This window comes from Rhizobium sp. SJZ105, assembly GCF_007828365.1.
In the GTDB taxonomy this organism is placed as follows: domain Bacteria; phylum Pseudomonadota; class Alphaproteobacteria; order Rhizobiales; family Rhizobiaceae; genus Agrobacterium; species Agrobacterium tumefaciens.
The window spans coordinates 1,675,143-1,699,265 of sequence record NZ_VIUP01000001.1 but is presented as its reverse complement, the minus strand read 5'-3'; the positions used below and the strand labels follow the sequence as shown (position 1 = coordinate 1,699,265).

The 24,123-nt window shown below is 58.3% G+C and carries 23 protein-coding genes; 13 read left to right on the top strand and 10 right to left on the bottom strand.

The genetic code is table 11. The annotated features are described in order from the left end of the window. The first annotated feature begins 81 nt into the window (after positions 1-81). From FB593_RS08620 to FB593_RS08610, 3 genes are all read left to right on the top strand, one after another. The gene (locus FB593_RS08620) at positions 82-1,329 is read left to right on the top strand and encodes an NAD(P)/FAD-dependent oxidoreductase (RefSeq protein ID WP_145166463.1); all 1,248 of its coding nucleotides are present in this window, start codon (positions 82-84) and stop codon (positions 1,327-1,329) included. Between the two features lie 235 nt (positions 1,330-1,564). Further along, the gene (locus FB593_RS08615) at positions 1,565-2,926 is read left to right on the top strand and encodes a glutamine synthetase family protein (RefSeq protein WP_003514517.1); all 1,362 of its coding nucleotides are present in this window, start codon (positions 1,565-1,567) and stop codon (positions 2,924-2,926) included. 1 nt (position 2,927) lies between these two features. Next, positions 2,928-4,229, top strand: a complete 1,302-nt coding sequence (locus tag FB593_RS08610; protein ID WP_162696539.1) for an NAD(P)/FAD-dependent oxidoreductase — start codon at positions 2,928-2,930, stop codon at positions 4,227-4,229. Here FB593_RS08610 and FB593_RS08605 read toward each other — a convergent pair. From FB593_RS08605 to rirA, 7 genes are all read right to left on the bottom strand, one after another. After that, a complete protein-coding gene (locus tag FB593_RS08605; protein ID WP_003514519.1) occupies positions 4,226-4,714 on the bottom strand; it encodes a gluconokinase in 489 nt (162 codons plus the stop codon). The two genes, FB593_RS08610 and FB593_RS08605, sit on opposite strands and share 4 nt — an antisense overlap. A gap of 108 nt (positions 4,715-4,822) precedes the next feature. Further along, positions 4,823-5,563, bottom strand: coding sequence for an ABC transporter permease (locus FB593_RS08600; RefSeq protein ID WP_003514520.1), 741 nt, complete (start codon positions 5,561-5,563; stop codon positions 4,823-4,825). Then, complete coding sequence (locus tag FB593_RS08595; RefSeq protein WP_111804252.1) at positions 5,560-6,498, bottom strand: ABC transporter ATP-binding protein; 939 nt, start codon at positions 6,496-6,498, stop codon at positions 5,560-5,562. The genes FB593_RS08600 and FB593_RS08595 overlap by 4 nt, the downstream gene beginning before the upstream one ends. Next, complete coding sequence (locus FB593_RS08590; RefSeq protein ID WP_186447898.1) at positions 6,495-7,661, bottom strand: ABC transporter permease; 1,167 nt, start codon at positions 7,659-7,661, stop codon at positions 6,495-6,497. The genes FB593_RS08595 and FB593_RS08590 overlap by 4 nt, the downstream gene beginning before the upstream one ends. 87 nt (positions 7,662-7,748) lie before the next feature. Continuing rightward, positions 7,749-8,660 (bottom strand): ABC transporter substrate-binding protein, encoded by a 912-nt coding sequence (locus FB593_RS08585; RefSeq protein ID WP_013635286.1) that lies wholly within the window; start codon positions 8,658-8,660, stop codon positions 7,749-7,751. 141 nt (positions 8,661-8,801) lie between these two features. Next, positions 8,802-9,848 carry an AbrB family transcriptional regulator gene (locus FB593_RS08580; RefSeq protein ID WP_003514529.1) on the bottom strand — a complete coding sequence of 349 codons (1,047 nt, stop codon included), beginning with the start codon at positions 9,846-9,848 and terminating at the stop codon, positions 8,802-8,804. A 170-nt stretch (positions 9,849-10,018) separates the two neighbouring features. Continuing rightward, a complete protein-coding gene (gene rirA, locus FB593_RS08575) occupies positions 10,019-10,489 on the bottom strand; it encodes an iron-responsive transcriptional regulator RirA (RefSeq protein WP_003514531.1) in 471 nt (156 codons plus the stop codon). A 173-nt stretch (positions 10,490-10,662) separates the two neighbouring features. Here rirA and FB593_RS08570 point away from each other — a divergent pair, with 173 nt between their 5' ends. Further along, positions 10,663-11,712 carry a Fe(3+) ABC transporter substrate-binding protein gene (locus FB593_RS08570; RefSeq protein WP_019564505.1) on the top strand — a complete coding sequence of 350 codons (1,050 nt, stop codon included), beginning with the start codon at positions 10,663-10,665 and terminating at the stop codon, positions 11,710-11,712. A gap of 78 nt (positions 11,713-11,790) precedes the next feature. Here the strand turns inward: FB593_RS08570 and FB593_RS08565 are convergent, their stop codons facing one another. Next, the gene (locus FB593_RS08565) at positions 11,791-13,287 is read right to left on the bottom strand and encodes a CoA-acylating methylmalonate-semialdehyde dehydrogenase (RefSeq protein ID WP_003514535.1); all 1,497 of its coding nucleotides are present in this window, start codon (positions 13,285-13,287) and stop codon (positions 11,791-11,793) included. A gap of 175 nt (positions 13,288-13,462) precedes the next feature. Between FB593_RS08565 and FB593_RS08560 the strand changes: the two genes are divergently transcribed. The 8 genes from FB593_RS08560 (at position 13,463) to pncB (ending at position 20,605) form a co-directional block, all read left to right on the top strand. After that, a complete protein-coding gene (locus FB593_RS08560) occupies positions 13,463-13,777 on the top strand; it encodes a putative quinol monooxygenase (RefSeq protein WP_003514538.1) in 315 nt (104 codons plus the stop codon). Continuing rightward, entirely contained in the window at positions 13,774-14,655 is an 882-nt protein-coding gene (locus FB593_RS08555) for a LysR family transcriptional regulator (RefSeq protein WP_113291271.1), read from the top strand. The genes FB593_RS08560 and FB593_RS08555 overlap by 4 nt, the downstream gene beginning before the upstream one ends. A gap of 116 nt (positions 14,656-14,771) precedes the next feature. Further along, complete coding sequence (locus tag FB593_RS08550; protein ID WP_003514540.1) at positions 14,772-15,692, top strand: DMT family transporter; 921 nt, start codon at positions 14,772-14,774, stop codon at positions 15,690-15,692. 307 nt (positions 15,693-15,999) lie between these two features. Beyond that, entirely contained in the window at positions 16,000-17,106 is a 1,107-nt protein-coding gene (locus FB593_RS08545) for a DUF475 domain-containing protein (RefSeq protein WP_003514542.1), read from the top strand. Between the two features lie 368 nt (positions 17,107-17,474). Then, positions 17,475-17,819, top strand: a complete 345-nt coding sequence (locus FB593_RS08540) for a MarR family winged helix-turn-helix transcriptional regulator (RefSeq protein ID WP_003514544.1) — start codon at positions 17,475-17,477, stop codon at positions 17,817-17,819. Between the two features lie 17 nt (positions 17,820-17,836). Beyond that, positions 17,837-18,688, top strand: coding sequence for a C40 family peptidase (locus tag FB593_RS08535; RefSeq protein ID WP_113472998.1), 852 nt, complete (start codon positions 17,837-17,839; stop codon positions 18,686-18,688). A gap of 94 nt (positions 18,689-18,782) precedes the next feature. Beyond that, on the top strand, positions 18,783-19,142 hold the full coding sequence (locus FB593_RS08530; protein ID WP_065661490.1) for a hypothetical protein: 360 nt from the start codon (positions 18,783-18,785) through the stop codon (positions 19,140-19,142). 158 nt (positions 19,143-19,300) lie between these two features. Continuing rightward, on the top strand, positions 19,301-20,605 hold the full coding sequence (gene pncB / locus FB593_RS08525) for a nicotinate phosphoribosyltransferase (RefSeq protein ID WP_003514549.1): 1,305 nt from the start codon (positions 19,301-19,303) through the stop codon (positions 20,603-20,605). A gap of 64 nt (positions 20,606-20,669) precedes the next feature. On the opposite strand, the gene FB593_RS08520 is transcribed toward pncB, so the two are convergent. After that, positions 20,670-22,064, bottom strand: coding sequence for a leucyl aminopeptidase family protein (locus FB593_RS08520; protein ID WP_113472999.1), 1,395 nt, complete (start codon positions 22,062-22,064; stop codon positions 20,670-20,672). Between the two features lie 142 nt (positions 22,065-22,206). Here FB593_RS08520 and FB593_RS08515 point away from each other — a divergent pair, with 142 nt between their 5' ends. Then, positions 22,207-23,031 (top strand): tetratricopeptide repeat protein, encoded by an 825-nt coding sequence (locus tag FB593_RS08515; protein WP_145166462.1) that lies wholly within the window; start codon positions 22,207-22,209, stop codon positions 23,029-23,031. Positions 23,032-23,128: 97 nt separating this feature from the next. Here FB593_RS08515 and FB593_RS08510 read toward each other — a convergent pair whose 3' ends face one another. Continuing rightward, positions 23,129-24,115, bottom strand: coding sequence for a type II secretion system F family protein (locus tag FB593_RS08510; protein ID WP_013635294.1), 987 nt, complete (start codon positions 24,113-24,115; stop codon positions 23,129-23,131). Between the last annotated feature and the right edge of the window lie 8 nt (positions 24,116-24,123).

Genomic DNA, 24,123 nt, shown 5'->3' with positions numbered 1-24,123 from the left:
TAAGACGATGATTTTTCTGTTGCTTTGCGCAAAATGCCGACCCATGTTGAGGGGACGAGATACGCAAACGGATTGAATGCCATGGCAGCGGATGTGATCGTTTTGGGGGCGGGGATCATCGGGGTCTCCGTCGCTTTGCAACTGGCCCGCAGGGGCAAATCGGTGGTGCTGGTGGACCGGCGGGGACCGGGTGAGGAAACCTCCTTCGGCAATGCCGGACTGATCCAGAGAGAGGGTGTCGTTCCCTACGCCTTCCCGCAGGAAGTTAGCCGGCTTCTCCGCTATTCCCTGAACAACAGCATCGATGCCCGTTATCATCTCTCGGCCCTGCCGAAGATCGCGCCTTTTCTTGGCCGCTACTGGTATAATTCTGCGGCCACGCGCCACGCAGCAATTGCCCGCGCCTACGCGCCGCTGATCGAGCACTCGGTCTCCGAACACAGCATCCTGATCGATGAAGCCAAGGCTGGCGATCTAATCGTGAAAAACGGTTGGATGGAGGCCTACAGGACCGCCGAAAGGCGGGATGCAGACTTTGCTTTCGCCGAACGTCTGGCGCGCGACCACGGCATCTCCCACACGAAACTCGATGAGGCGGAACTCGCCGCGGCGGAGCCGCATCTCAGCCAGGATTTCGTCGGCGGTTTGAAATGGAACGATCCATGGTCGGTGCGCGATCCACATGCGCTGACGCTCGCCTATGTCAAACTGTTCGAGAGCCTTGGCGGAACCTTTGTCCGGGGTGATGCATCCACGCTCAGCCAGACGACAAGTGGTTGGACGGTACGCACCGAAACCGGGGCGGTGGAGGCTGAACATGCCGTTGTCGCACTAGGCCCCTGGGCGGATACGGTGACGGAACGGCTCGGTTACCGCTTTCCGCTCGGCGTGAAACGCGGCTATCACATGCACTATGCGCCGCAGGAGGGAACCAAGCTCAACAACTGGTTGATCGACGCCGAGCGCGGTTATTTCCTCGCGCCAATGCGCAAAGGTATCCGCCTGACGACCGGCGCGGAATTTGCCGAACGCGATGCGCCGAGATCCCCCGTGCAGATCGAGCGGGCGGAACGGGTGGCCCGCACCGTCTTTCCTCTGGGCGGCAGGCTGGATGCGGAACCCTGGATGGGCGCGCGTCCCTGCACACCGGATATGATGCCGATCATCGGCAAGGCGCCGCGCCACAGGACATTGTGGTTCTCGTTCGGTCACGCCCATCACGGCCTGACACTCGGGCCCATCACTGGCCGTGTGCTGGCGGAAACCATGCTGGGAGAAACGCCGGTCATCGCCATCGATGCCTATCGACCCGAAAGGTTCAATCCCTAGATCCTGATGAACTGAAATCATCTCTGGCGAAAACCGTGTACACTTTTCGCCATCCCGCTCTGATGGCCGAATCCGCTGGCCTTCCCGGGGCGGGCCACGTAACATGGGCTTATAAAAAGGGAAAAGGGGCAAGCGTCATCATGACGGCGAGGTTTCTCATCTATCAACAGCAGGACGATTTTCGTTAGCGAAGCGCTTCTGCGCGCGAAACAGAAGAGAAACGGCCTGCTGGTGCATGATGGATGATATTGAAAAAGCAAAGAAATTTTTCGACGATAACCCCGATATCGAAATTCTCGAAGCCTTCGTCATAGATGCGAACGGCGTGCCGCGTGGCAAATGGATTCCGCGCGAAAGGGCGATCGATGTCCTTGAAAAGGGAATGGCGATCCCACGCTCGGTCTATGCGCTGGATATCTGGGGCCGCGATGTGCATGCCGCGGGCCTCGCCGAAGGGACGGGCGATCCGGACGGGTTCTGCTTTCCTGTTCCCGGCACGCTGTCTCGGGTGACATGGCTCGGCCGGCCGACCGCACAAGTCCTGCTCGCGATGAAAAATCCTGATGGAACCGGGTTTTATGGCGATCCGCGCAATGTTCTGGCAAGGGTGCTGGAAGCCTACAAAAAGGCCGGCCTCACGCCGGTCGTGGCGACCGAACTTGAATTTTACCTGATCGACCCGGTTCGCTCTGCGCTCGATCCGGTGCGTCCGCCGCACAGCCGCGAAGGCCGGTGGCACACGGGCCAGACACAGGTTCTGTCGATTTCCGAATTGCAGGATTTCGAGGATGTCTTCCATGATATCGCAACCGCATGCAGGGCGCAGGGTGTTCTTGCCGATACGACGCTGCGCGAAAACGGCCCCGGCCAATATGAAATCAACCTCAATCATGTGCCGGACGCGTTGCGGGCCGCCGATTTCGCTGTTTTCCTGAAACGTATCGTCAAGGGTGTGGCGCGGCGGCACGATCTCGACGCCACCTTCATGGCGAAGCCGTACGGGTTACAGGCCGGCAATGGCATGCATGTGCATTTTTCTGTTCTCGATAGTGACGGCAGGAATATCTACGCCGGGGAAAACGGCCCATCGGACGCGCTGATGCATTCGGTCGGCGGCCTTCTGGAAAACATGGGGGAGAGCATGGCGATCTTCGCTCCCCATGCCAATTCCTATCGCCGCCTGACGCCCAGCGAACATGCGCCCACCTATGCCTCCTGGGGCATAGACAACCGCTCGGCGGCGGTGCGCGTTATCACTGCCAGCAAGGCAGCAACCCGCATCGAACATCGTGTCGCCGGCGCCGATACCAATCCCTATCTTGTTGTGGCGATGATCCTGAGTGCTGCCCTTGCCGGCATGAAGGAAAAACGCCAGCCGGGCGGCGCGATTTCCGGCGACAGCCACGCCATCAATCACGAACCTTTGCCCACCAACTGGGATTATGCATTGCAGCGTTTCACGCGTTCGAGTTTCGCCTATGCGACGCTTGGCCAGCGTTATCGCACGCTGTTTTCTGCCTGCAAACAGCAGGAACTTTCCGAATTTTCCCTGCGTGTAACCGACGTCGAATATGACGCCTATATCAGGACGGTGTGAGATGGCTGAGGTGACGACTATTCCCAATCCCGGCCACACATCCTCCTGGTATGCGGCCTCCGCCAATGTCAAATCCGTGCGGCCAACGCTTGAAGGCGCAATGGAAGCGGATGTCTGCGTCATCGGTGGCGGGTTTACCGGGATTTCCGCAGCACTCGAACTTTCCGAACGCGGCTATTCCGTTATCGTGCTGGAAGGCGTGCGGGTCGGCTTCGGCGCGTCGGGGCGCAATGGCGGCCAGATCGTCAATGGCTATAGCCGCGACCTCGAAACAATCGCCAGTCGTTACGGCCACGACAAGGCGGTGAAACTCGGCGAAATGTCGCTGGAAGGCGGGGAGATCATCCGCAGCCGCATTTCGAAATACGCTATCGATTGCGATCTCGTCGATGGCGGTTTCTTTGCGGCCTTCACGACGAAACAGATTCGCGAGATGGAGGCCCATAAGGCCCATTGGGAAAAACACGGCCATGGCGGGCTTGAGATGGTCTCCAAAGCCGATGTTGGAAAATACGTGCGGACCGATCGTTATGCCGGCGGCATGATCGACCGTTTCGGCGGCCACATCCATCCGCTCAATCTGGTGCAGGGGGAAGCCGCGGCGGCCGAAAGTCTCGGTGCGCGCATATTCGAAAATTCGAGGGTCATTTCGCTGGAGCAGGGCGTAAACCCTGTCGTGCGCACGGCGACGGGCACCGTGAAGGCGAAATATGTTCTCGTCTGCGGCAATGCCTATCTCGGCAAGCTGCTGCCGGAAATCGGCGACCGGATGATGCCGGTCTCAAGCCAGGTCATGGCGACAGAGCCGCTTGATGCCGATCTGATCGAGCAACTCCTGCCAGCCAATTATTGCGCCGAGGATGCCAATTATATTCTCGATTATTATCGCCGCACCTCCGACAACCGCCTGCTTTATGGCGGTGGTATCGGTTATGGCGGCAGCGATCCGGCGGATCTGACCGGGGTGATCCGTCCGAATATGCTGAAGACTTTCCCGCAACTGGAAAAAACGAAGATCGATTTTGCCTGGAGCGGCAATTTCGCGCTGACGCTGACGCGCATCCCGCATATGGGCAAACTGTCGGACAATGTCTATTTTTCGCATGGCGACAGCGGCCACGGTGTCACCACCACGCATCTGCTCGGCAAGATATTGGGCGAGGCCGTTGCAGGCCACGCCGAGCGTTTCGATGTCTGGAGTTCCCTGCCGAATTATCCGTTCCCGGGCGGTAAGACGTTCCGCGTGCCGCTGACCGTGCTTGGTGCATGGTGGTACGGCCTGCGCGACAGGCTCGGATTTTAAAAAATCACCGCTTTCAGGCCCGAAAGTGCGTTTGCGGTAATTTCCTCCGGCGTGGCGTCGATGCTGACGGTTACGACGCCGGGTTCGCCCGTCGGCACTTCCAGCGTGGCAAGCTGGGTCTGGAGCAGCGAGAGCGGCATGAAGTGGCCCTTGCGTTCGCCCATACGCCTGCTGAGAAGTTCCAGGCTGCCGTCCAGATAAACGAAAGCGAGCGGGCCACCGGTAGCCTCGCGAAGGCGGTCGCGATAGATTTTCTTCAGCGCCGAGCAGGAAACGACGACACCGTTATTTTCGTTTCCCTTGCGCAGTTCTGCGCCAATCAGATCGAGCCAGGGCCAGCGATCTTCGTCGGTCAGCGGAATGCCCTCTGACATTTTGTCGACATTGGATTTCGGGTGAAGCTTGTCGCCCTCAATAAAGGCAATGCCCAGTTTTTCCGCCAGTTCCTCTGCGACCGTGGACTTGCCAGAGCCGCTCACTCCCATCACGACGATTGCCTTTGTCACCCGAACCTCGAATGTTTCTGTTTCGACGGTCAGCCCCTAACATGCGCGGCGGATGTCGGGAACATAAAAATGAGGAGCTTGCATTCGTCAGTGCCCGGTTTTGCGGGCCGCTGCCTTTTCCAGTGCAGAAAAGCTGGCGTGGATCAGGATTGCCAGCACAGCGACGATCAATCCGCCCTGAAGGATGAAGGCGAGATTGTTGGATTGCAGGCCGGCGATGATCACCTCTCCGAGCGTGCGGGCCGCGACCGTGGAACCGATGGTTGCTGTTGAAAGGCTGATCACCGCCGAAAGCCTGATGCCTGCGAGGATCGCCGGAAGGGCAAGTGGCAGCTCCACTTTGACGAGCCGTTGCCAGCCGGTCATGCCGGCGCCCTTTGCGGCATCCATGACGGTTGGCGGCAGCGTGGTCAGCCCTGTCAGAGTATTTTCGAAAACCGGTAGAAGCGCATAGAGAAACAGCGCAATGAGCGTCGGTTTCTCGCCAAAACCGATCATCGGCACGGCAAGCGCCAGCACCGCCACCGGCGGAAAGGTCTGGCCGATATTGACGATGCTGCGCGATAGCGGCAGAAAATCCGCGCCGAAAGGGCGGGTGACGAGAACCGCAAGGGCTCCCGCCACCAGCGTGGCCAGCCCCGTTGCGATTGCGACAATGGTCAGATGCGACAGTGTCAGGGAAAGCAGATTGGCCTGCGTGTAGATCGCCGGCGCATTGGTCTGCACAAGAGGGCGGAATATCGGTGCGAAAACCTGCGGCGCCGCGAGAAAGGCCATCAGCGCCAGCACCAGAAGCCCGGGGGCGAAAAACGAAGCGGCATTTTTCATGGGGTTCCGGCAGCCCGCTGGAGGAGAACATCGCGCCGCACGATACCTGCGGGTTTGCCATCGTCTTTCAGCACCGGCAAGGTATCGCAGCCCGCCCACAACATTGCAGACAGGGCGTCGCGCTGGCTGGTATGTTCATTCAAAGGTTCGCCTTCAGCGCTTCCCGGCTCCACGACGTCTGCAACCGACAGGACGGATAGCAGTTTCAGGGCGCGCTCGTTTTCGCCGATCATGGTGCGGACGAAATTCGTTGCCGGTTTCAGCACCAGCTCGGCCGGCGGGCAGTCCTGAACGATACGGCCCTTGTCCATGACGGCAATACGATCCGCCAGGTGAAAGGCCTCGTCCATATCATGCGTGACAAGAACGATGGTCACACCGAGCTTCTTCTGGATATCGAGAAGATCGTTCTGGGCCTTGGCGCGGATAACCGGGTCCAGTGCACCGAAAGGTTCGTCCATCAGGAGAATGTTCGGTTCTGCTGCAAGCGCGCGCGCCACGCCGACACGCTGTTGCTGGCCGCCTGAAAGCTCATGCGGAAAGCGGTTGGCATAAAGCGCCGGATCCAGCTGGAAGAGCTGCATCAGCGCGTCGATTTTCGCATCGATGCGCTTGCGGTCCCAGCCGATGAGCTGCGGAACCGTCGCGATATTCTCCGCCACGGTGCGATGCGGAAACAACCCATGGCCCTGAATGGCATAGCCGATCTGACGGCGCAGCTTGTAGCCCGGCATGGTGCTCACATCTTCTCCGTCGATGCGGATAGTGCCGGACGTCGGCTCCACCAGCCGGTTTATCATGCGCAGCAGCGTGGTTTTTCCCGACCCGGAAGTGCCGACGATGACGGTGACGGTGCGCGGCGCCACAGTCAGGGAGACCTGGTCGACCACGACCGTATCGCCATATCGTTTCGTGATGGTGTCGATCTCGATCATGCCTTTTGCCTTCCGCCTGCGCTGAAGAGATTGCTGTCGATAAGGGCGTCGAGCGTAATCGCGGCGGCGAAGCCGAGCAGAACGGTCGGCACGGTGCCGAGCAGTACGAGGTCCATCGCGGTCTGCCCTATGCCCTGAAACACGAAAACGCCAAATCCACCGCCGCCGATTAGAGCTGCGATGGTCGCAAGACCGATATTCTGCACCAGTACGATACGGATGCCGGTGAGGATGACGGGCATGGCGAGCGGAAACTCCACCCGCAGCAGCCTTTGCAGTGGCGTCATGCCAAGCCCGCGCGCGGCTTCCCGCACTGCCTGCGAAACGCCGGACAGGCCGACCACCGTATTGGAGACAACGGGCAGCAGCGAATAGAGAAATAGCGCCACGAAGGCCGGCGCCATGCCGATGCCGGCGATGCCGATCTTCGCCGCACCCGGCACATTGGCTGCCATCCATCCGAGTGGCGCGATCAAAAGGCCGAAAAGCGCGATGGAGGGAATGGTCTGGACGATATTGAGAGCGTTCAGTAGACCGGAGCGCAAACGCTCGACCTTGTAACAGAGAATGCCGAGCGGGATACCGGCGAGGGTGGCTGCAACCAGCGACCCGATGGCAAGTTCCACATGCCGCAGTGCTTCGGTCCAGAAGATATCTGCCCGGCCGGTATATTCCTTGATGATGGAGAGATCGTCCCAGAGGCCGCTTATCAGGACCGCCGCAAGCGTCCCGGTTGCCACCAGCAACAGCAAAATCCGCAAAGTGGGTTTCGGCTGGAGACGTGCAATGCAATCGGCGGCAAGCAATGCAAGCCCTGCAAACATCAACCAGAAACCGCTGGCGGGCGAAACGCGGGCAAAACTGTTTCCCTTAGGTGTCAGCGCAGACGCCGCCTGCCCGACGAAGATCGCCAGTGCCGCGAGACCGACCAGCGCAGCGGCGAGTTTCAGGCGCGCCGGAAACCGGAAAAAGGCGATGAAGGCGGCGACAACAATGATGGCGACGAGGAGGGTAGCAGCAGCAACCGGAAGCGCTTCGAAGATCGTTCGCGTTTCACCCTGAATGATCCGGTTGGCTCGGAATGTCATGAAGGGGGCCGCGAAAAGCGCGTAGAGAAGCAGGCACGAAATCAGCACGCCTACCTTGTCAGGCCATTTCGTCAAATTCCGCTCCCCCGGATCATAGGTTCGGACGGGATGGTGAAAACCTCACATGGTTTCCGATATCCCGCCTCAACGGTTCTCTGCCAATTACTTGAGGAAACCGTTCTTCGTCAGGAAGTCGGTCGCAACTGCCTTGGCCTGTTCGCCTCCCACCTGCACGCGGGCGTTCAGCTCCTGCAAGGTTGCCAGATCCAGCTTTTCGAAAACGGGTTTCAGCAATGTCTCGATATTGGGGTTCTTTTTCAGAACTTCCTCGCGAATGATCGGCGCGGGCTGGTAGACGGGCTGCACATGCTTGTCGTCCTCAAGCACGACAAGACCGGACGGCGCTATGCCACCGTCGGTGCCATAGACCATGGCAGCATTGGCATTGTTCGTCTGGTTTGCGGCGGCAGCGATAGTGGCAGCCGTGTCGCCACCGGAAAGCGTGATCAACTGATCCGGCTTCATGGTAAAGCCGTAGGTTGTCTGAAATGCCGGCAGGGCGGCTGCGGAATTGACGAATTCCGAGGAGGCGGCAAGAACCACCTCACCGCCACCGGCAATGTATTTGCCGAAATCCGAAAGCGTCTTCAGATTGTTCTTGTCGGCAACATCCTTGCGCAGCGCAATCGCCCAGGTGTTGTTTGCGGGCGATGGTGTCAGCCAGACGATCTTGTTGGCGTCATAGTCGAGTGTCTTGGCTTCTTGATAGGCCTTGGCGGCATCTTTCCAGAGCGGGTCGTCCGCCTTGGAGAAGAAGAAGGCGGCGTTGCCTGTGTATTCCGGATAAATGTCGATCTCGCCAGCCGTGATCGCTTTTCTGACGACCGGGGTAGCGCCAAGCTGGATGCGATCCGTCGTCTCGATATTGTTCTTGTTCAGCACGGCAAGGATGATGTTGCCGAGAACGCCGCCCTCCGTGTCGATCTTAGACGACACCACCACCTGCGCCTGAGCGAAGGAAACAGAAAGGGCGAGCGCAAATCCGGCGCCTGTCAACATCATCAAGCGGTTCATGAATAGTCCTCCGGTGGGTCAGCCTGTCGAACACGCGAAAAATCGCCGCCGCAATTGCGGAGAAACATGAACGGCCAGAGGAACAAATGGTTGCAACGCTATTGGCGTTTTTTACCTGAATGGCGAGGGCACTGGCCCGGCTTAGATTTCGCCGTCCCGCTTGCGTGCATCCTTGCCCATGACGAGCGGCATGAGAACCGACAGGAACAGAAGTCTGAGAACGTGATGTGACCCGACATAGGCGGTATCGGCATGCATCATCACTGCCATCGCCGCCATCGTTTCAAGCCCGCCCGGCGAATAGGCGATCATCACCGCATTGAGCGGAACGCCTGTAATGTTGGAAATCATCCAGGCGATACTTCCGGCGATCACCATCACGGCGATGGTGACGACGAAACCTGCCAGAAAGCCTTTTCGCACATCCATCAGCGACACATTCGAAAAGCGCGTGCCAATGAGACAGCCGATCAGCACATAGACCGGCAGGCTGAGCCAGCTCGGAACGCCGCCCTCGGTAAGGCCGGTAATATGGGTGCCGATGGAAACCGCGACGCCGCCCAGCAGCAGGGCTGCGGGAAATCTCCAGCGAAGGAACAGCCATCCCATCGCAAGCGACGCGCCAATGGTCAGGGCCAGTGTGAACAGACCCATCGGTGGATTGGCGATGAGCGGTTCCGTGCTGACGAGATCGAAATATTCAACAATCAGCGGCACGGAAAGCGTCAGCGCCAGCACCCGCACGCTTTGCACGATGCTGACGGTCGCAAGGTCGCTTTTCGTCTCGGCGCCGAGGCTGATGATATAGCTGAGGTGCCCGGGCGAAGCGCCCAGCATCGCCGTCGTCCTGTCGTATCCGAAGCCGTAATGCAGGATCCAATAGGCGACATACAGCATGATGACGACTGCAACGAGCACGATGACGAAGCTCAGTGGCCATGTCTTCGCGGCATCGATTACCGACGGCGTTACGCTCGTTCCCATCGAAATGCCGACCACAACGAAACAGGCATTGCGGATGAAGGCGGGAATCCCAAGCTTCACGCCCGCCAGTCCCGTAATCGTCACGGCGAGCGCCGGACCGGACAGAAACGGCGCTGGAACGTTAAGTAGACTGGCAAGCAGCGCACCCATGCTGCCGACGAGCGCGGTAAGTGCAAATGTATGGAATTCAGGCTTGATGATCATTGCGACGCTGGCTGATTGCTTCAAAAAAGCTCGCGACCAAATGCGCCGCTTCGTCTCCTGGCGTCAACACGCTCGACCAAAAATATTGCATTTCCGAAGTGTTCTATAAAAGAAAAGCCCGTGACCTGCGGACACGGGCTAGCGCAATTGTTGCTTGGGCAATGGGATGATCAGGCGGCCGGCAAGGCGGCGATCTTCGGCATTTCCGTGTCGATGCCGAGCAGGAAGTTGATCTGCGGCCGCGCCTTGACGAGATCGTCGATGGAATATTCCGCCAGCACATCGAAGAAGGCATTGAGCGCCTTGCGAAGCGCCGAGTTGAGGCCGCAGCTATCCACAAGCGGACATTCGACAGCACCGTCCTCGAAGCATTCCGCCATGGCAAAACTGTCTTCGGTCACCTTCACCACGTCAAACAGGCTGATTTTCTCAGCGGGTTTACCAAGACGCACGCCGCCGTTACGGCCGCGCACGGTTTCCACCAGACCGGCCTTGTTGAGCGGCTGCAGAATTTTGAAAAGGAACAGCTCAGATACGCCATAAGCCCTGGCGATCTCCGGAATGCGGCTCAACTTGCCTTCATTTGCGGCGCAATACATCAACATGCGAACGGCATAGTTGGTCTGTTTGGTCAAACGCATGCTGGTCTCCTAACTCTCAATGTGGAGTTATATAGTCTCTTTTTCAGTTTAGAACAATTCCAGAAACTGAAAAAACTGGCAGCGATCCGATATTTCTCGGACAGCCTTGTTGACCGCTTTGATGATTCATGAACAAACAAGTCAAGAATCTGAATGTAATGGAGGCATTCTTAATGGCAAGCTTGAAATCGTGTTTTTCCGCTGCCGTTTTTTCGGGTCTGACGATCCTCTGGGCCGCGCCCGCTGCTTTTGCGGACGGCGAGGTTAACGTCTATTCCTACCGGCAGCCCGAGTTGATCCAGCCACTGCTCGATGCCTTCACGAAAGAAACGGGCATAGAGGCCAACGTTCTCTTCCTCGACAAGGGTCTGGTGGAGCGCATTCAGGCAGAAGGCGTCAATTCGCCGGCCGACGTGCTGTTGACGGTCGATATCGCCCGGCTTGTCGAGGCGAAAGAAGGCGGCGTTACACAGCCAGTGCTGAACGATCCCGTCATTGAAAAGGATATCCCGGCCAATCTGCGCGATCCGCAAGGCGAATGGTTCGGCCTGACGACGCGTGGCCGCGTGGTATATGCCTCAAAGGAGCGGGTCACCCAGAAAGACATCACCTATGAGGAGCTTGCCGATCCGAAATGGAAGGGCAAGATCTGCATTCGCGACGGCCAGCATTCCTACAATATCGCGCTGATCGCCTCGATGATCGCCCATCATGGCGTCGATTATACCCGGACATGGCTGACCGGCCTTAAGAACAATCTTGCCCGCAAGCCTGATGGAACAGACCGCAGCCAGGCCAAATCGATCTTTTCCGGCGAATGCGATATCGCGCTCGGCAATACCTATTATGTCGGCCTGATGCTGACCAACGACCGCGAGCCGGAGGAAAAGGTTTGGGCGGGATCGGTGCGGGTGATCTTTCCCAATGCGGGAGATCGCGGAACGCATGTGAATATTTCCGGCATGGCGCTGACCAAATACGCACCCAACAAGGACAATGCGCTGAAGCTGATGGAATTCCTGGCATCGCGCGAGGCGCAGGAAATCTATGCCAAGCAGGTCTTCGAATACCCGGTGCTACCCGGCGCGGAGCCTTCCGATGTCGTGAAGGGCTTCGGCCCCATCAATCCGGACAAGCTGCCACTGACGGATATTGCCGCCCACCGCAAACAGGCATCCGAGCTTGTGGACGAAGTGGGTTTCAACGACGGCCCGACCAATTGATGCCGTTTACACACCTGTGACCGGTTAGGATACCGGCGGGTCAATCGCCCGCCGGTTCATTGTTTAGAGACGCATTGCTTACTTCATCGTCGGCATGACGAATTCGGCACCCGATTTGATGCCGGACGGCCAACGCGAGGTGATCGTCTTGGTCTTCGTCCAGAACTTGATCGAATCCGTTCCATGCTGGTTGAGATCGCCGAAGCTCGAGGCCTTCCAGCCGCCGAAGGAGTGGTAGGCGAGCGGAACAGGGATCGGAACGTTGATGCCGATCATGCCGATATTGATGCGGCTGGCGAAGTCACGCGCAGCATCGCCGTCACGGGTGTAGATCGCAACACCGTTGCCATATTCATGCTTCATCGGCAGTTCCAGCGCGTCTTCGTAGTTCTTGGCGCGAACGACGGAGAGAACAGGTCCGAAGATTTCCGTCTTGTAGATGTCCATGTCAGGGGTGACGTGGTCGAACAGGCAGCCACCGACGAAATAGCCGTCTTCATAACCCTGGAGCTTGAAGTCGCGGCCATCGACCAGCAGTTTCGCGCCCTGCTCGACACCGCTGTCGATCAGACCCTTGACGCGCGTTTGCGCTTCCTTGGTAACGAGCGGGCCCATATCGGCCTTGTCGTCGGTGTAGGGGCCGATCTTCAGTGCTTCGATCTGCGGGATGAGCTTTTCAACGAGACGGTTGGCCGTTTCTTCGCCAACCGGAACCGCAACCGACACAGCCATGCAGCGTTCGCCGGCCGAACCGTAACCGGCGCCCATCAAGGCGTTCACGGCCTGATCGAGATCGGCATCAGGCATGATGATCATGTGGTTCTTCGCGCCGCCGAAGCACTGTGCGCGCTTGCCGTTCATGGCGGCAGTACCGTAGACGTAGCGGGCAATCGGCGTCGAGCCGACGAAGGAAACCGCGCCGATATCCGGATCGGTCAGGATGGCGTCGACAGCGCCCTTGTCACCATTGACGACGTTGAGGATGCCAGCCGGAAGACCTGCCTCGATCATCAGTTCGGCAAGGCGGATCGGCAGGGACGGATCGCGCTCGGAAGGCTTGAGGATAAAGGCGTTGCCGCAGGCGATTGCCGGCGCAAACATCCACATTGGGATCATCCCCGGAAAGTTGAACGGCGTGATGCCCGCACCGATGCCGACCGGCTGGCGGATCGAATACATGTCGATGGCGGGACCTGCGCCCTCGGTGAACTCACCCTTCTGCAGATGCGGAATGCCGCAGACGAATTCGCAGACTTCGAGGCCGCGCACGATATCGCCCTTGGAATCTTCGACGGTCTTTCCGTGCTCGCTGGAGAGCAGCACCGCCAGTTCATTCATGTCGCGGTTCAGAAGTTCGACGAACTTGAAGAAAACGCGGGCGCGGCGCTGCGGGTTGGTGGCGGCCCACTTCGGCTGTGCCGCTTTTGCGCTTTCCACGGCAGCGCGCAGCTCGGCGTCGCTGGCAAGCGCGACAGTCGCCTGCACTTCGCCGGTTGCCGGGTTGTAGACGTTAGATGTGCGGCCACTGGTGCCGGACACATGCTTGCCGTTGATGAAATGACCGATTTCCCTCATGGGGCTTTCCTCCGCGATTTTTTGATGGGTGCAGCATTGCACTTGAATTTGTACAAATCAATGAACTCAGATAAGAAACCGTTGTGCGTAAATTAAAGCAAGGCGAGTATTTTGAGGGTGGCGGCGGATTTCCGACACCCACACGTTCGCCGGTCAACAGAAGGTCAGAAGCTTGATGAGCGATGAACCAGTCGTGCGGATGGCTGAAATCCAAATCGATCCAACCCAGCTGGATGCCTATCGCAGACTGCTTGCAGAAGAGATCGAAGCTTCGGTCAGCCTGGAAATTGGTGTGCTTGCATTAAATGCGGTGGCAATTAAAGGCAGCCCGGAAAAGATTCGCATCCTCGAAGTCTACGCGGACCGGGCGGCATATGAAGCGCATCTGCAAACGCCGCATTTTCTGAAATACAAAGAGAGTGTGGCAGGAATGGTGACGTCGCTGACCTTGCTTGATGTCGAACCCATAATGCTGCGCAGCAAACCATGAATTGGGATGACGTCCGCATCTTCCTCGCCGTTGCCCGCTCCGGGCAGATCCTTGCCGCATCGAAACGGCTCGGCCTCAATCACGCAACGCTTTCGCGACGATTGACGTCGCTGGAGCAGGCACTGAAGACCCAATTATTCATCCGCCGGACGAACGGTTGCGAACTGACCGAAGAAGGTCAGCTGTTTTTGGGCGCCGCCGAGCGCATGGAAACCGAAATGCTGAATGCGCAGGCAAATCTCGGTCGTGTCGATACGGCAGTGGCGGGAACGGTGCGCATCGGCGCGCCCGATGGTCTCGGGGTTTCTTTTCTTGCGCCACGGCTTGGCCGGCTGACCGCGCGTTATCCCGACCTAAAAATCCAGCTCGTGCCGGTTCCGCGCTCCTTTTCCCTGTCGCAGCGAGAGGCCGATATCGCCATCACCATCGAGCGGCCGGAACAGGGTAGGCTGATGTTTTCCAAGCTCACCGACTATTCGCTGGGGCTTTACGCATCGAAGTCCTATCTCTCCGAATATGGAACGCCGGCGGATGTGGAAACACTCAAGCGCCATCGGCGCATCGGCTACGTCGAGGATCTGATCTTCTCGCCTTCTCTGAACTATACCGGCGAGATCATGCGCGACTGGGACGCCGCCTTTGAAATATCCAGCGCCACCGGTCAGACCGAGGCGGTGCGCTCGGGCGCCGGTATCGGCATCCTGCACAATTACATTGCCGGACAATATCCCGAACTTCTGCGGATCATGCCGCATATGAGCATAAGTCGGTCCTATTGGACGGCCTATCACGAATCCGCCCGTCAGTTGGTCCGCGTGCGCACGGTGGTCGATTTTCTCCAGGAACTCGTTCACGAAGAGAAGCGCATGTTCGCGTGACATCGAAATTGCCGATTTATTAGTACTATTAATACGCGACTCCTCCCGCTTCGGGCTTGACAAACGAGGGCTGGCTGAACGACCAATGCAGCCATTGGGAGAGAACGGAACCTGACATGCCGAATATATTACGAAAGCTTTCGCCGACTGGCCTCGGCGTGGCCGTCATGCTGCTTGGAATGCTGCTTTTCGCGTTGAACGACGCTATGGGAAAATGGCTGGTTTCGACCTACAGCCAGGGGCAGGTGATCCTCATCCGCAGCGTCGCTGCCCTTGTCATCCTGGTTCCGATCGTGTGGAAAGGCGGTCTTTCCGGCCTCATGAAAATCGAGCGACCGTCTCTTCAGGTGGCGCGCGTATTCTTCTCCACCGCCGAGCTTTTCTGTTTCTATTTCGCAGTCGCTGCCCTGCCGCTGGCCGACGTGATGACCTATTGGCTCGCCGCCCCCATTTATGTTGCGGCTCTATCGCCGTTTCTCCTGGGAGAAAAGGTCGGCTGGCGTCGCTGGACGGCCATCGCCATTGGTTTCGTCGGTGTTCTCATTGCCTTGCAGCCAAGCTCGGCAAGCCTCACCTCGGCCGCACTGTTTTCCATTCTCGGCAGCGCCGCCTTCGCCTTCATGATGTTGTCCGGACGCCAGCTACGCAACACGCCTGACACGGTGCTCGCTTTCTGGCAGATCATCGGTGCGGGGCTTGCGGGCCTCGTTGCGGTGTTCGTCACGCCGTCTGGCTGGTTGCCGGTCCAGTCCGGTTTCGATCTCGCTTTCCTCGGCCTGCTCGGCGTGGTCGCCATGGCAGCGCATGTGCTGGTCAACCGCGCTCTGAAGCTCGCGGACGCCGCGACCGTCGCGCCGCTGCAATACACATTGCTGCTCTGGGCGGTGGTCTTTGGCTGGCTGTTCTTTGGTGATGTGCCGCAGACCAGTATCGTCGTCGGTGCGGGCCTGATCGTTCTTTCCGGCCTTTATATTTTCTTCCGTGAAAATACGCTCAAACGCGGTCGCGAAAAGGTGGATATACTGGCTGCGGACTAGACATTTCCTCTGTTTACCCGTGATGTTGCCGCCGAAATCATCACGGGACTTGACGAAGAGGTGATCTTCGAGGAGTAAGAGAGGGTCCTGCGATCATATGTCTCGCAAGGGCAGAGGAAACAAAGGTGCCGGGCCCCTCTGGCGAGAGTTTTACGGCGCTCTCGTGATGTCGGTACCGCCTGCAAAAATTGGCCGGCGGATTAAAAACTATGAAAAACCTGAATGTGCTTCGCGCGCGTGCTTTCTGCGTGCGGCCCGACGTCCTGCGTCGTTCCGCAATCGCTCTCGTTACCGGAGGTAACCGGACATGAGCGCCGCCCAGAAAACCACACTTTCCTACTTCAAGTGGGCTTTTATCGTCACCATCGTCGGTCTGATCCTTGGCGGCTATCTCGGCTGGGAAATGACCGGAACTGTCAGTGGAACAGCGACGATCTTCTTCATTTGTGCGGTGCTTGCCGTGCTGGAAATTTCGCTTTCCTTCGACAACGCCATCGTCAACGCCAACAAGCTGAAAGAGATGACGCCAGTCTGGCAGCATCGCTTCCTGACCTGGGGTATTCTGATAGCCGTTTTCGGCATGCGTATCGTCTTCCCGCTGCTGATCGTGGTCGTTGCCGCCAATGTCGGCCCCTGGACGGCGCTCGTCATGGCGGCCACGCAGCCGGAACGTTATGCAGAAATCATGCGTGACGCCCATCTGCCAATCGCTGCTTTCGGCGGTACCTTCCTGATGATGGTCGGTCTCAACTTCTTCTTCGACCATGAAAAGGACGTGCACTGGGTGCGCTGGATCGAGGAAAAGGCTGCGGTCTATTCCTCCGTCAAGGGTATCGAGATCGCCTTCGTGCTGGTCGTCATGCTGGCCTTCTCTCGTATCATCGGCGCCAGCGACAATCCGGAGCTTGGTCCGGTTGCGGCCAACACCTTTTTCCATGCGGCAATCTGGGGTCTTTTGACCTTCCTGCTGGTGGAAGTCGTCGGCGGTATTCTCGATCGTAGCCAGGAAGTGCTCGAAGGCGCTGCAAAAGGCGGCTTCGGTGCGTTTCTCTATCTCGAAGTGCTCGATGCAAGCTTCTCCTTCGATGGCGTCATCGGTGCTTTTGCGCTGACGCAGAACCTGTTCATCATCGCCATCGGCCTCGGTATCGGCGCCATGTACGTGCGCTCGATGACGATCATGCTGGTGGAAAAGGGAACGCTCGCCGAATACCGCTATCTAGAACACGGCGCTTTCTACGCGATCCTCATCCTGTCCGTCATCATGTACGTGCAGACGATGTTCCACATTCCGGAGGTCATCACCGGCCTTGGTGGCGCGACCCTGATCGGCATTTCGCTCTGGTCGTCGATCCGACATAACCGGCGGCACAATGCAGATGCGACCGATGCCGCTCGCGGTGCGGAAATCTGACCCATCCCGATCCCAGCCTTCCGCTGTTACGGCGGAAGGCAGTTTTTAAGCACTGAATTGCTGATTGCCTGTTTTTGTTGCTATTTTCGCCTTGCGGAAAATTTGAACATAACATCGGAATTATACCCCAAGCACCTGTTTTTGCTCGTATTTGTGCACTGCAGTAAAACTGGCACGCTTCCTGCATCTCATCTTGCAAGTCCAGAGGGGACATTAAAGGCCCGAAAAACGGGTTTAAACAACACCGCCGCGCCGCGCGATCTTTTATGATCTGCGAAGGCGCGGCGGTTCTGTTTGTGCGGTATGCTTCTTGAGTTTTCCGCTCCGTTGAATGAAAACGGTGAGATAACGACTGGAAGGTTACCGGTTTGCCTGCAGAACTTTCGCCTACGGAGGCCTTGGGGCTTTGGCATCGCGTATCTGCTGCGCAGGTCACGGCCGATGCGCCGGATTTGACCTTGCGCCAGACTACAATCCTGCTGCAGATATACCTCGTGCCGCCGCCACATACCGTCCGGGGCCTCGCCGCCTTGCTGGGCGTGACCAAACCGGTCATCACCCGCGCACTCGACAGTCTGGGGGCGCTCGGGCTGGTTGACAGGGTGCGGGACGAACGGGACAAGCGCAATGTCGTGATAAAACGCACCGTGGCAGGTGCGCTCTATCTGGAAAAATTCGGCGATCTGATTATTGATCAGGCACGCAAGATCTAACCTCTGGATGTGAAACCATGATGCTCGACCGCCGCCTGAATGTCTTCCGCTCCGATCTGGCCGATGAGAAACTGCAAGGCGTGGTTCAGGCTGAGCGTTTCGTCAGCGGTTCGCCCGCCCAGATCGCGGTGCCGGTTATTGGCCTGCGGCCAACGCCTGACCTTGCCGCCGGCATCGATACGGAGCTGCTGTTTGGTGAAACCGTGCGCATTTTCGACCGGGCGAATGGCTGGGCCTGGGTGCAGGCGGATGCTGATGGTTATGCCGGTTACGTGCCGGAAACGGCAATCGGCGACGTCGTTGCCGTTACCCACCAGGTGGTTGCGCCACGCACCTTCCTCTATCCTTCCGCCGAATTGCGCAAACCGCCGGTCGCAGCCATTTCCATGGGCAGCATGGTCCGGATCGTTGGTGAGGCCGAGACACGCGGCACCCGCTATCTGCTGACCGAAAGAGGCGAAGGCATAATCGCCGCCCATTGCCGACCAGCCGATGCCGCTCTCGAAGAGGACTATGTTGCGGTGGCCTTGCGCTTTATCGAGACACCTTATCTCTGGGGCGGCCGCTCCGGCTTCGGCATCGATTGCTCGGGCCTCGTGCAATTGTCCATGGCGATGACGGGCCGACGGGTTCTGCGCGATACCGACATGCAGGTGAAATCGCTCGGCGTGGAAATAGAGCGCGATGAATTGCGCCGCGGCGATCTGGTTTTCTGGAAGGGCCATGTCGGGCTCATGGAAAACGAAGAGACGCTGCTGCATGCCAATGGCCACACGATGAATGTTGCACGCGAAAATCTCAATGAGGCCATCGAGCGCATCGGCTGGCTTTACGAAAAGCCGACGGCTTTCCGGCGTCTGGAAGGCTGAGGCGGCGGCTTCACGAAATTGTGCCTGCCTCGCCCTTTGTGCGACCACAGCCGAAAGCCTACATCGGTTGAATGATGGTACGGGACCGGCATCGATGAACACAAAAATGGAAACACGATTGGCAACGATCCTGGCAGCGCTTTTAATGAGCGCTTCCGCGCAGGCGCAGACCGTTTTTCAGAATGGTTTTGCTCCGGCTCCAGATGCCTATGCGAACCTGCCGGGTGTCAAGGACCCGCGAACGCTACAGCCCAAGGTGCGTTACAATTGCCATAGCGAACTTGGTGTAACTGGATATGCCCGCGGCCCATACCGGGATGTTTTCGGTAGCCGCGGTCTGCCGGTTCAGGGCTATCGCTGCACCGATGAGAACGGCATCTCCAGCTTCGGTGGCAGAAATCCCATCTCCAAGGACTGGTATCCCGGCATCAATCCTGTCGACCCGACCTTCTGAAGTAATATGACTTAAAGCGGCGTTTGCGCCGCCCGCACTCTGGACTTGTTGTTGCTTTTTCAGATAAATCTTTGACATGACAGGTTGATAATACCTGCCGAGGTGCGGGGTGACGTCGGCCCTGCCGATGTTCTGGGCCGATGCTGGGGAATGCAAGCATGACGAAGACCGATATAGCAACCCGTGTCCACAATCACACCTGGAAACTCGATCCGATCGTCCGCAGCCTGATCGATACGGATTTCTACAAGCTGCTGATGTTGCAGATGATCTGGAAACTCTATCCGGAAGTCGACGCGACGTTTTCGCTCATCAACCGCACGAAGACGGTGCGGTTGGCGGAAGAGATCGACGAGATGGAACTGCGCGAGCAGCTCGATCACGCGCGTACCCTGCGCCTCTCCAAGAAGGAGAACATCTGGCTTGCGGGTAACACCTTCTACGGCCGCTCGCAAATCTTCGAGCCGGAATTCCTCTCCTGGCTTTCGAGCTACCAGCTGCCCGAATACGAGCTTTTCAAGCGCGACGGGCAATATGAGCTGAATTTCCACGGCCGCTGGATGGATACGACACTCTGGGAAATCCCGGCGCTGGCGATCATCAATGAGCTACGCTCGCGTAGCGCAATGCGCTCGCTTGGTTATTTCACGCTGGATGTTCTCTACGCCCGCGCAAAGGCCAAGATGTGGGAAAAGGTCGAACGGTTGCGGGAACTGCCGGGCCTGCGAATTTCCGATTTCGGCACCCGTCGCCGCCACAGTTTTCTGTGGCAGCGCTGGTGCGTCGAGGCGCTGAAGGAAGGCATCGGCCCTGCCTTCACCGGCACGAGCAATGTCCTTCTCGCCATGGATTCCGACCTCGAGGCCGTCGGCACCAATGCGCATGAATTGCCGATGGTGGTTGCGGCGCTGGCGCAGACCAACGAGGAATTGGCCGCAGCGCCCTATCAGGTTCTGAAGGACTGGAACCGGCTTTACGGCGGCAACCTGCTGATCGTGCTGCCCGATGCTTTTGGCACGGCGGCCTTTCTGCGCAACGCGCCGGAATGGGTGGCGGACTGGACGGGCTTCCGTCCCGACAGCGCGCCGCCGATCGAAGGCGGGGAAAAGATCATCGAGTGGTGGCAGAAGATGGGCCGTGACCCCCGCAAGAAGATGCTGATTTTCTCAGATGGTCTCGATGTCGATGCCATCGTCGATACATACAGGCATTTCGAAGGCCGGGTGCGCATGAGCTTCGGCTGGGGCACCAATCTGACCAATGATTTCGCCGGTTGCGCGCCGAAGACCATCGCCAGCTTGAAGCCGATTTCCATTGTCTGCAAGGTCAGCGACGCCAATGGTCGGCCAGCCGTGAAACTCTCCGATAATCCGCAAAAAGCGACAGGCGAACGATCCGAGGTGGAGCGTTATCTGAAGTTCTTTGGTGAGGAAGATCTCAAGGAACAGAAGGTTCTGGTTTGATTAAGGCCGGGCGCTCCGCTTAACGAAGCGCCCGTGGGCAAGTCAGATCAACCGAGGTACCGATTTACTTCGCAAACTGGTGTGTGATGTAATGGAAGAGTGCTCTGATACCTTGAGCCTCACCGCCGATCGATGAATGGTGCCTTTCGCTCAAGGACCAGCCGTAAATATCGAAATGTGCCCATTTTTTCGTATTGGTGACGAAACGCTTCAGGAACAAAGCGGCGGTGATCGATCCTGCCATGCCGCCTGATGGCGCGTTGGTGATATCGGCCGCGCGTGAGCGGATATCCTTGTCGTACCCCATGTAGAGCGGCATGCGCCAAAGGGGATCGTCGGTATCGATGCTGGCTTCCGCGATATCGTGGGCCAGATCGTCGTCATCGGTATAGAAGGGCGGCAGATCCGGGCCGAGAGCAACGCGGGCGGCACCCGTGAGCGTTGCCATGTCAATCATCAGGTCCGGCGCATCCTCGTCTGCATAGGCCAGCGCATCGGCCAGAACGAGACGGCCTTCCGCATCCGTATTGTCGATCTGTACCGTCAGGCCCTTGCGGCTCCTGTAGATATCACCGGGACGGAAGGCGTTGGCGGAAATGGAGTTTTCGACGGCGGGCACGAGAACGCGAAGATTGACCGGCAGTTTCGCGTCCATGATCATCAGCGCAAGACCGAGAACATTGGCCGCACCACCCATGTCCTTCTTCATCAGCGCCATGGAGGCGGCTGGCTTGATATCGAGACCACCAGTATCGAAGCAGACACCCTTGCCAACGAGGGTCAGGCGGGGATTTCCCTTCTTGCCCCAGTTCATTTCCAGAAGGCGCGGTGCGCTTTCGCTGGCGCGGCCGACGGCATGGATGAGCGGGAAGTTTTCCTTCAGCAGATCGTCGCCGGTAATGACGGCCACCTTTGCCTTGTAGTGTGCGGCAAGGCTGCGGAAGGCGATCTCAAGCTCGTCCGGTCCCATATCGTTGGCCGGAACATTGATGAGATCGCGGGCGAGGAAGACGCCGGCCAGAACGCGCTTGATCTCGCCATCTTCGGCATCCTGCGGAATGAGAAGCTTGGCCCCGCTGGTTTTGGTTGTCTTGTATTTGTCGAAGCGGTAGCTGCCGAGGCCGAAACCGAGAGCCAGCCGATTGGCCGTCAATGGCGCGGTTTCAATATGCCACTCGCCTTCGGGCAGCTCGCGGGCCAGTTTTCCGGTTATGAACGGGATTTCGGAGGGATTGCCGCCAAGGCCGAGAAGAACGCCACCCAGCGAACCATCGGAAGAGGGAACAAGCAATACGACGCCTGCTTCGGCCTTGAAACCCGCTTTCTTCGCCCAGTCCAGAGCAACAGGATCGATGGCACCCTGTTCGATATGGGCTGGCGTCACGGCGAAAACCGGCAGGGTGCTGCCAGCCTTGGAGCTGAAAGGTGTCGGGCGTTCGATGAACTGATAGGGCGCCATGGTCTGCTTTCGTAACTGTCGAGAATCGGTGCGATTAACGCTCTGTTAGGGTTAACAGATTATTGCTTAAGCGAAAGTTGCGTCATGTGAGTCTGTCGTATGTCGGGCGCAAGATCGATAATTCTTGGGCGGGAGCACTGCCATGACTGCTTTTTCTTTGAGCGAGACAGGTCGGACAGGCTTACTGCGGGGAGCATGTCTCGCAGCGCTGGTTTTCGCCGTTTCCGGATGCGCGAATACCAACAAGCCGGATCGCATGTCCACCGGCTCCATTCCTGCGACCACACGCTCCTATGACCACATGAACATGGACCAGCTCCGGCAGGCGGAAGAGACGGCCGGCAAGGCCTATGAACGCAGCCCCAAGGACAGGTCAGTCGGCATGAATTATGCCAACGTGCTGATGATGACCGGCAAGAACACGCAGGCGCTCGCGGTCATGCAGCAGATCGCCATCGCCAATCCGGCCGACCGCGAGGTGCTTGCCGCCTATGGCAAGGCGCAGGCAGCCTCAGGCCAGCTCGAACAGGCCCTTTCAACCATCCAGAGAGCACAGACGCCTGATCGTCCAGACTGGCGGCTGTATTCTGCCGAAGGTGCCGTGCTCGACCAGCTTGGCAGGTCGAACGAGGCCCGCACCAAATACAGGCAGGCACTCGATCTCAAACCGAACGATCCAAGTGTGCTCTCGAACCTTGGCATGTCCTATGTCCTGTCGAGCGATCCCCGTACCGCCGAGACATATCTGCAATCGGCCATCACCCAGCCGGGCGCCGACAGCCGCGTTCGCCAGAACCTCGCGCTCGTGGTGGGTCTTCAGGGACGGTTTGCCGAGGCTGAGCGCATCGCGGTTCAGGAACTTTCGCCACAGCAGGCGCAGGCAAATCTCGGTTATCTGCGTGCAATGCTGTCGCAGCAGAATTCCTGGCAGCAACTGGCGAAGAAGGACAACAAGCCAGCAGGCTGATGCGGGTTCAGGCACGTCCATCAATGCCAGATCGCAGATAATATTCACAGCTCCGCCTCAACGCGCTACCGTCTACAGTGCGGGCGCGTTTAGCGTGTCAGAACGTATCGGCGACGCGAATGCCGGCTGGTCCGAGAATGACTGCGATGAGCACCGGCAGGAAAAATATGATCATCGGCACGGTCAGCTTTGGCGGCAGGGCGGCGGCCTTCTTTTCGGCTTCGTTCATCCGCTCGTCGCGGCCTTCCTGGGCCAGAACGCGCAACGCCTGAGCCAATGGCGTGCCGTATCGTTCCGCCTGGATAAGCGCTTGCACCACGCTTTTGACGCCGTCCAGCTGCGTGCGCATGCCAAAATTCTCAAGTGCGATGCGCCGGTCCTGAAGGAAGGAAAGCTCCGCTGTCGTCAGCATCATTTCCTCCGCCAGTTCGGGCGACTGCTCACCCATTTCTTCCGCAACACGACGCATGGCGGCCTCCATGGACACACCGGATTCGATGCAGATCAGCATCAGATCCAGCGCATCCGGCCAAGCGCGCCTGATCGAGGCCTGCCGCTTGTTCATAGCGTTCGAAACATAAATATTGGGTGCGTAAAAACCCAGATAGCCGAAAATGAGCACTGCCATCAGCCGGACGACGAAAGCCTTATCGGCGAGGTTTCCGAGAACGAAAACCCAGGTAAAGGCCAGGGCTAGAAAAACGAATGGCAGCACGAACCGGGCGGCAAGAAATGTGTTGAGCGCATTCTGTGAACGAAAACCCGCAGCGCGCAGCTTGTTCATCGTGTTCTTGTCGGCAAGCGCTTCCTGAAGGTTGAATTTTTCGACGATGCGGCGCGCCGATTTATTATTATTGCCACGCAGGGAGGCCTTCCCGTCCCTGGTGGCGGCGGCCAGGCGCTCACGCTCGCGGCTGCGAATGAGATCGCGCTCCGATGACACGGCTTTCATGCGCTTGGCGAAGTCTTTTCGCTCAAAGAGCGGCATGATGAGCGTATAGAGGGTTGCGAAAACCGCAAGGGTGACGAGAATGGCAATGATCGTTTGCGGGTCCGTCAGGCTGGAAAAGAGGCTTCCTGTCATGGTCGTGC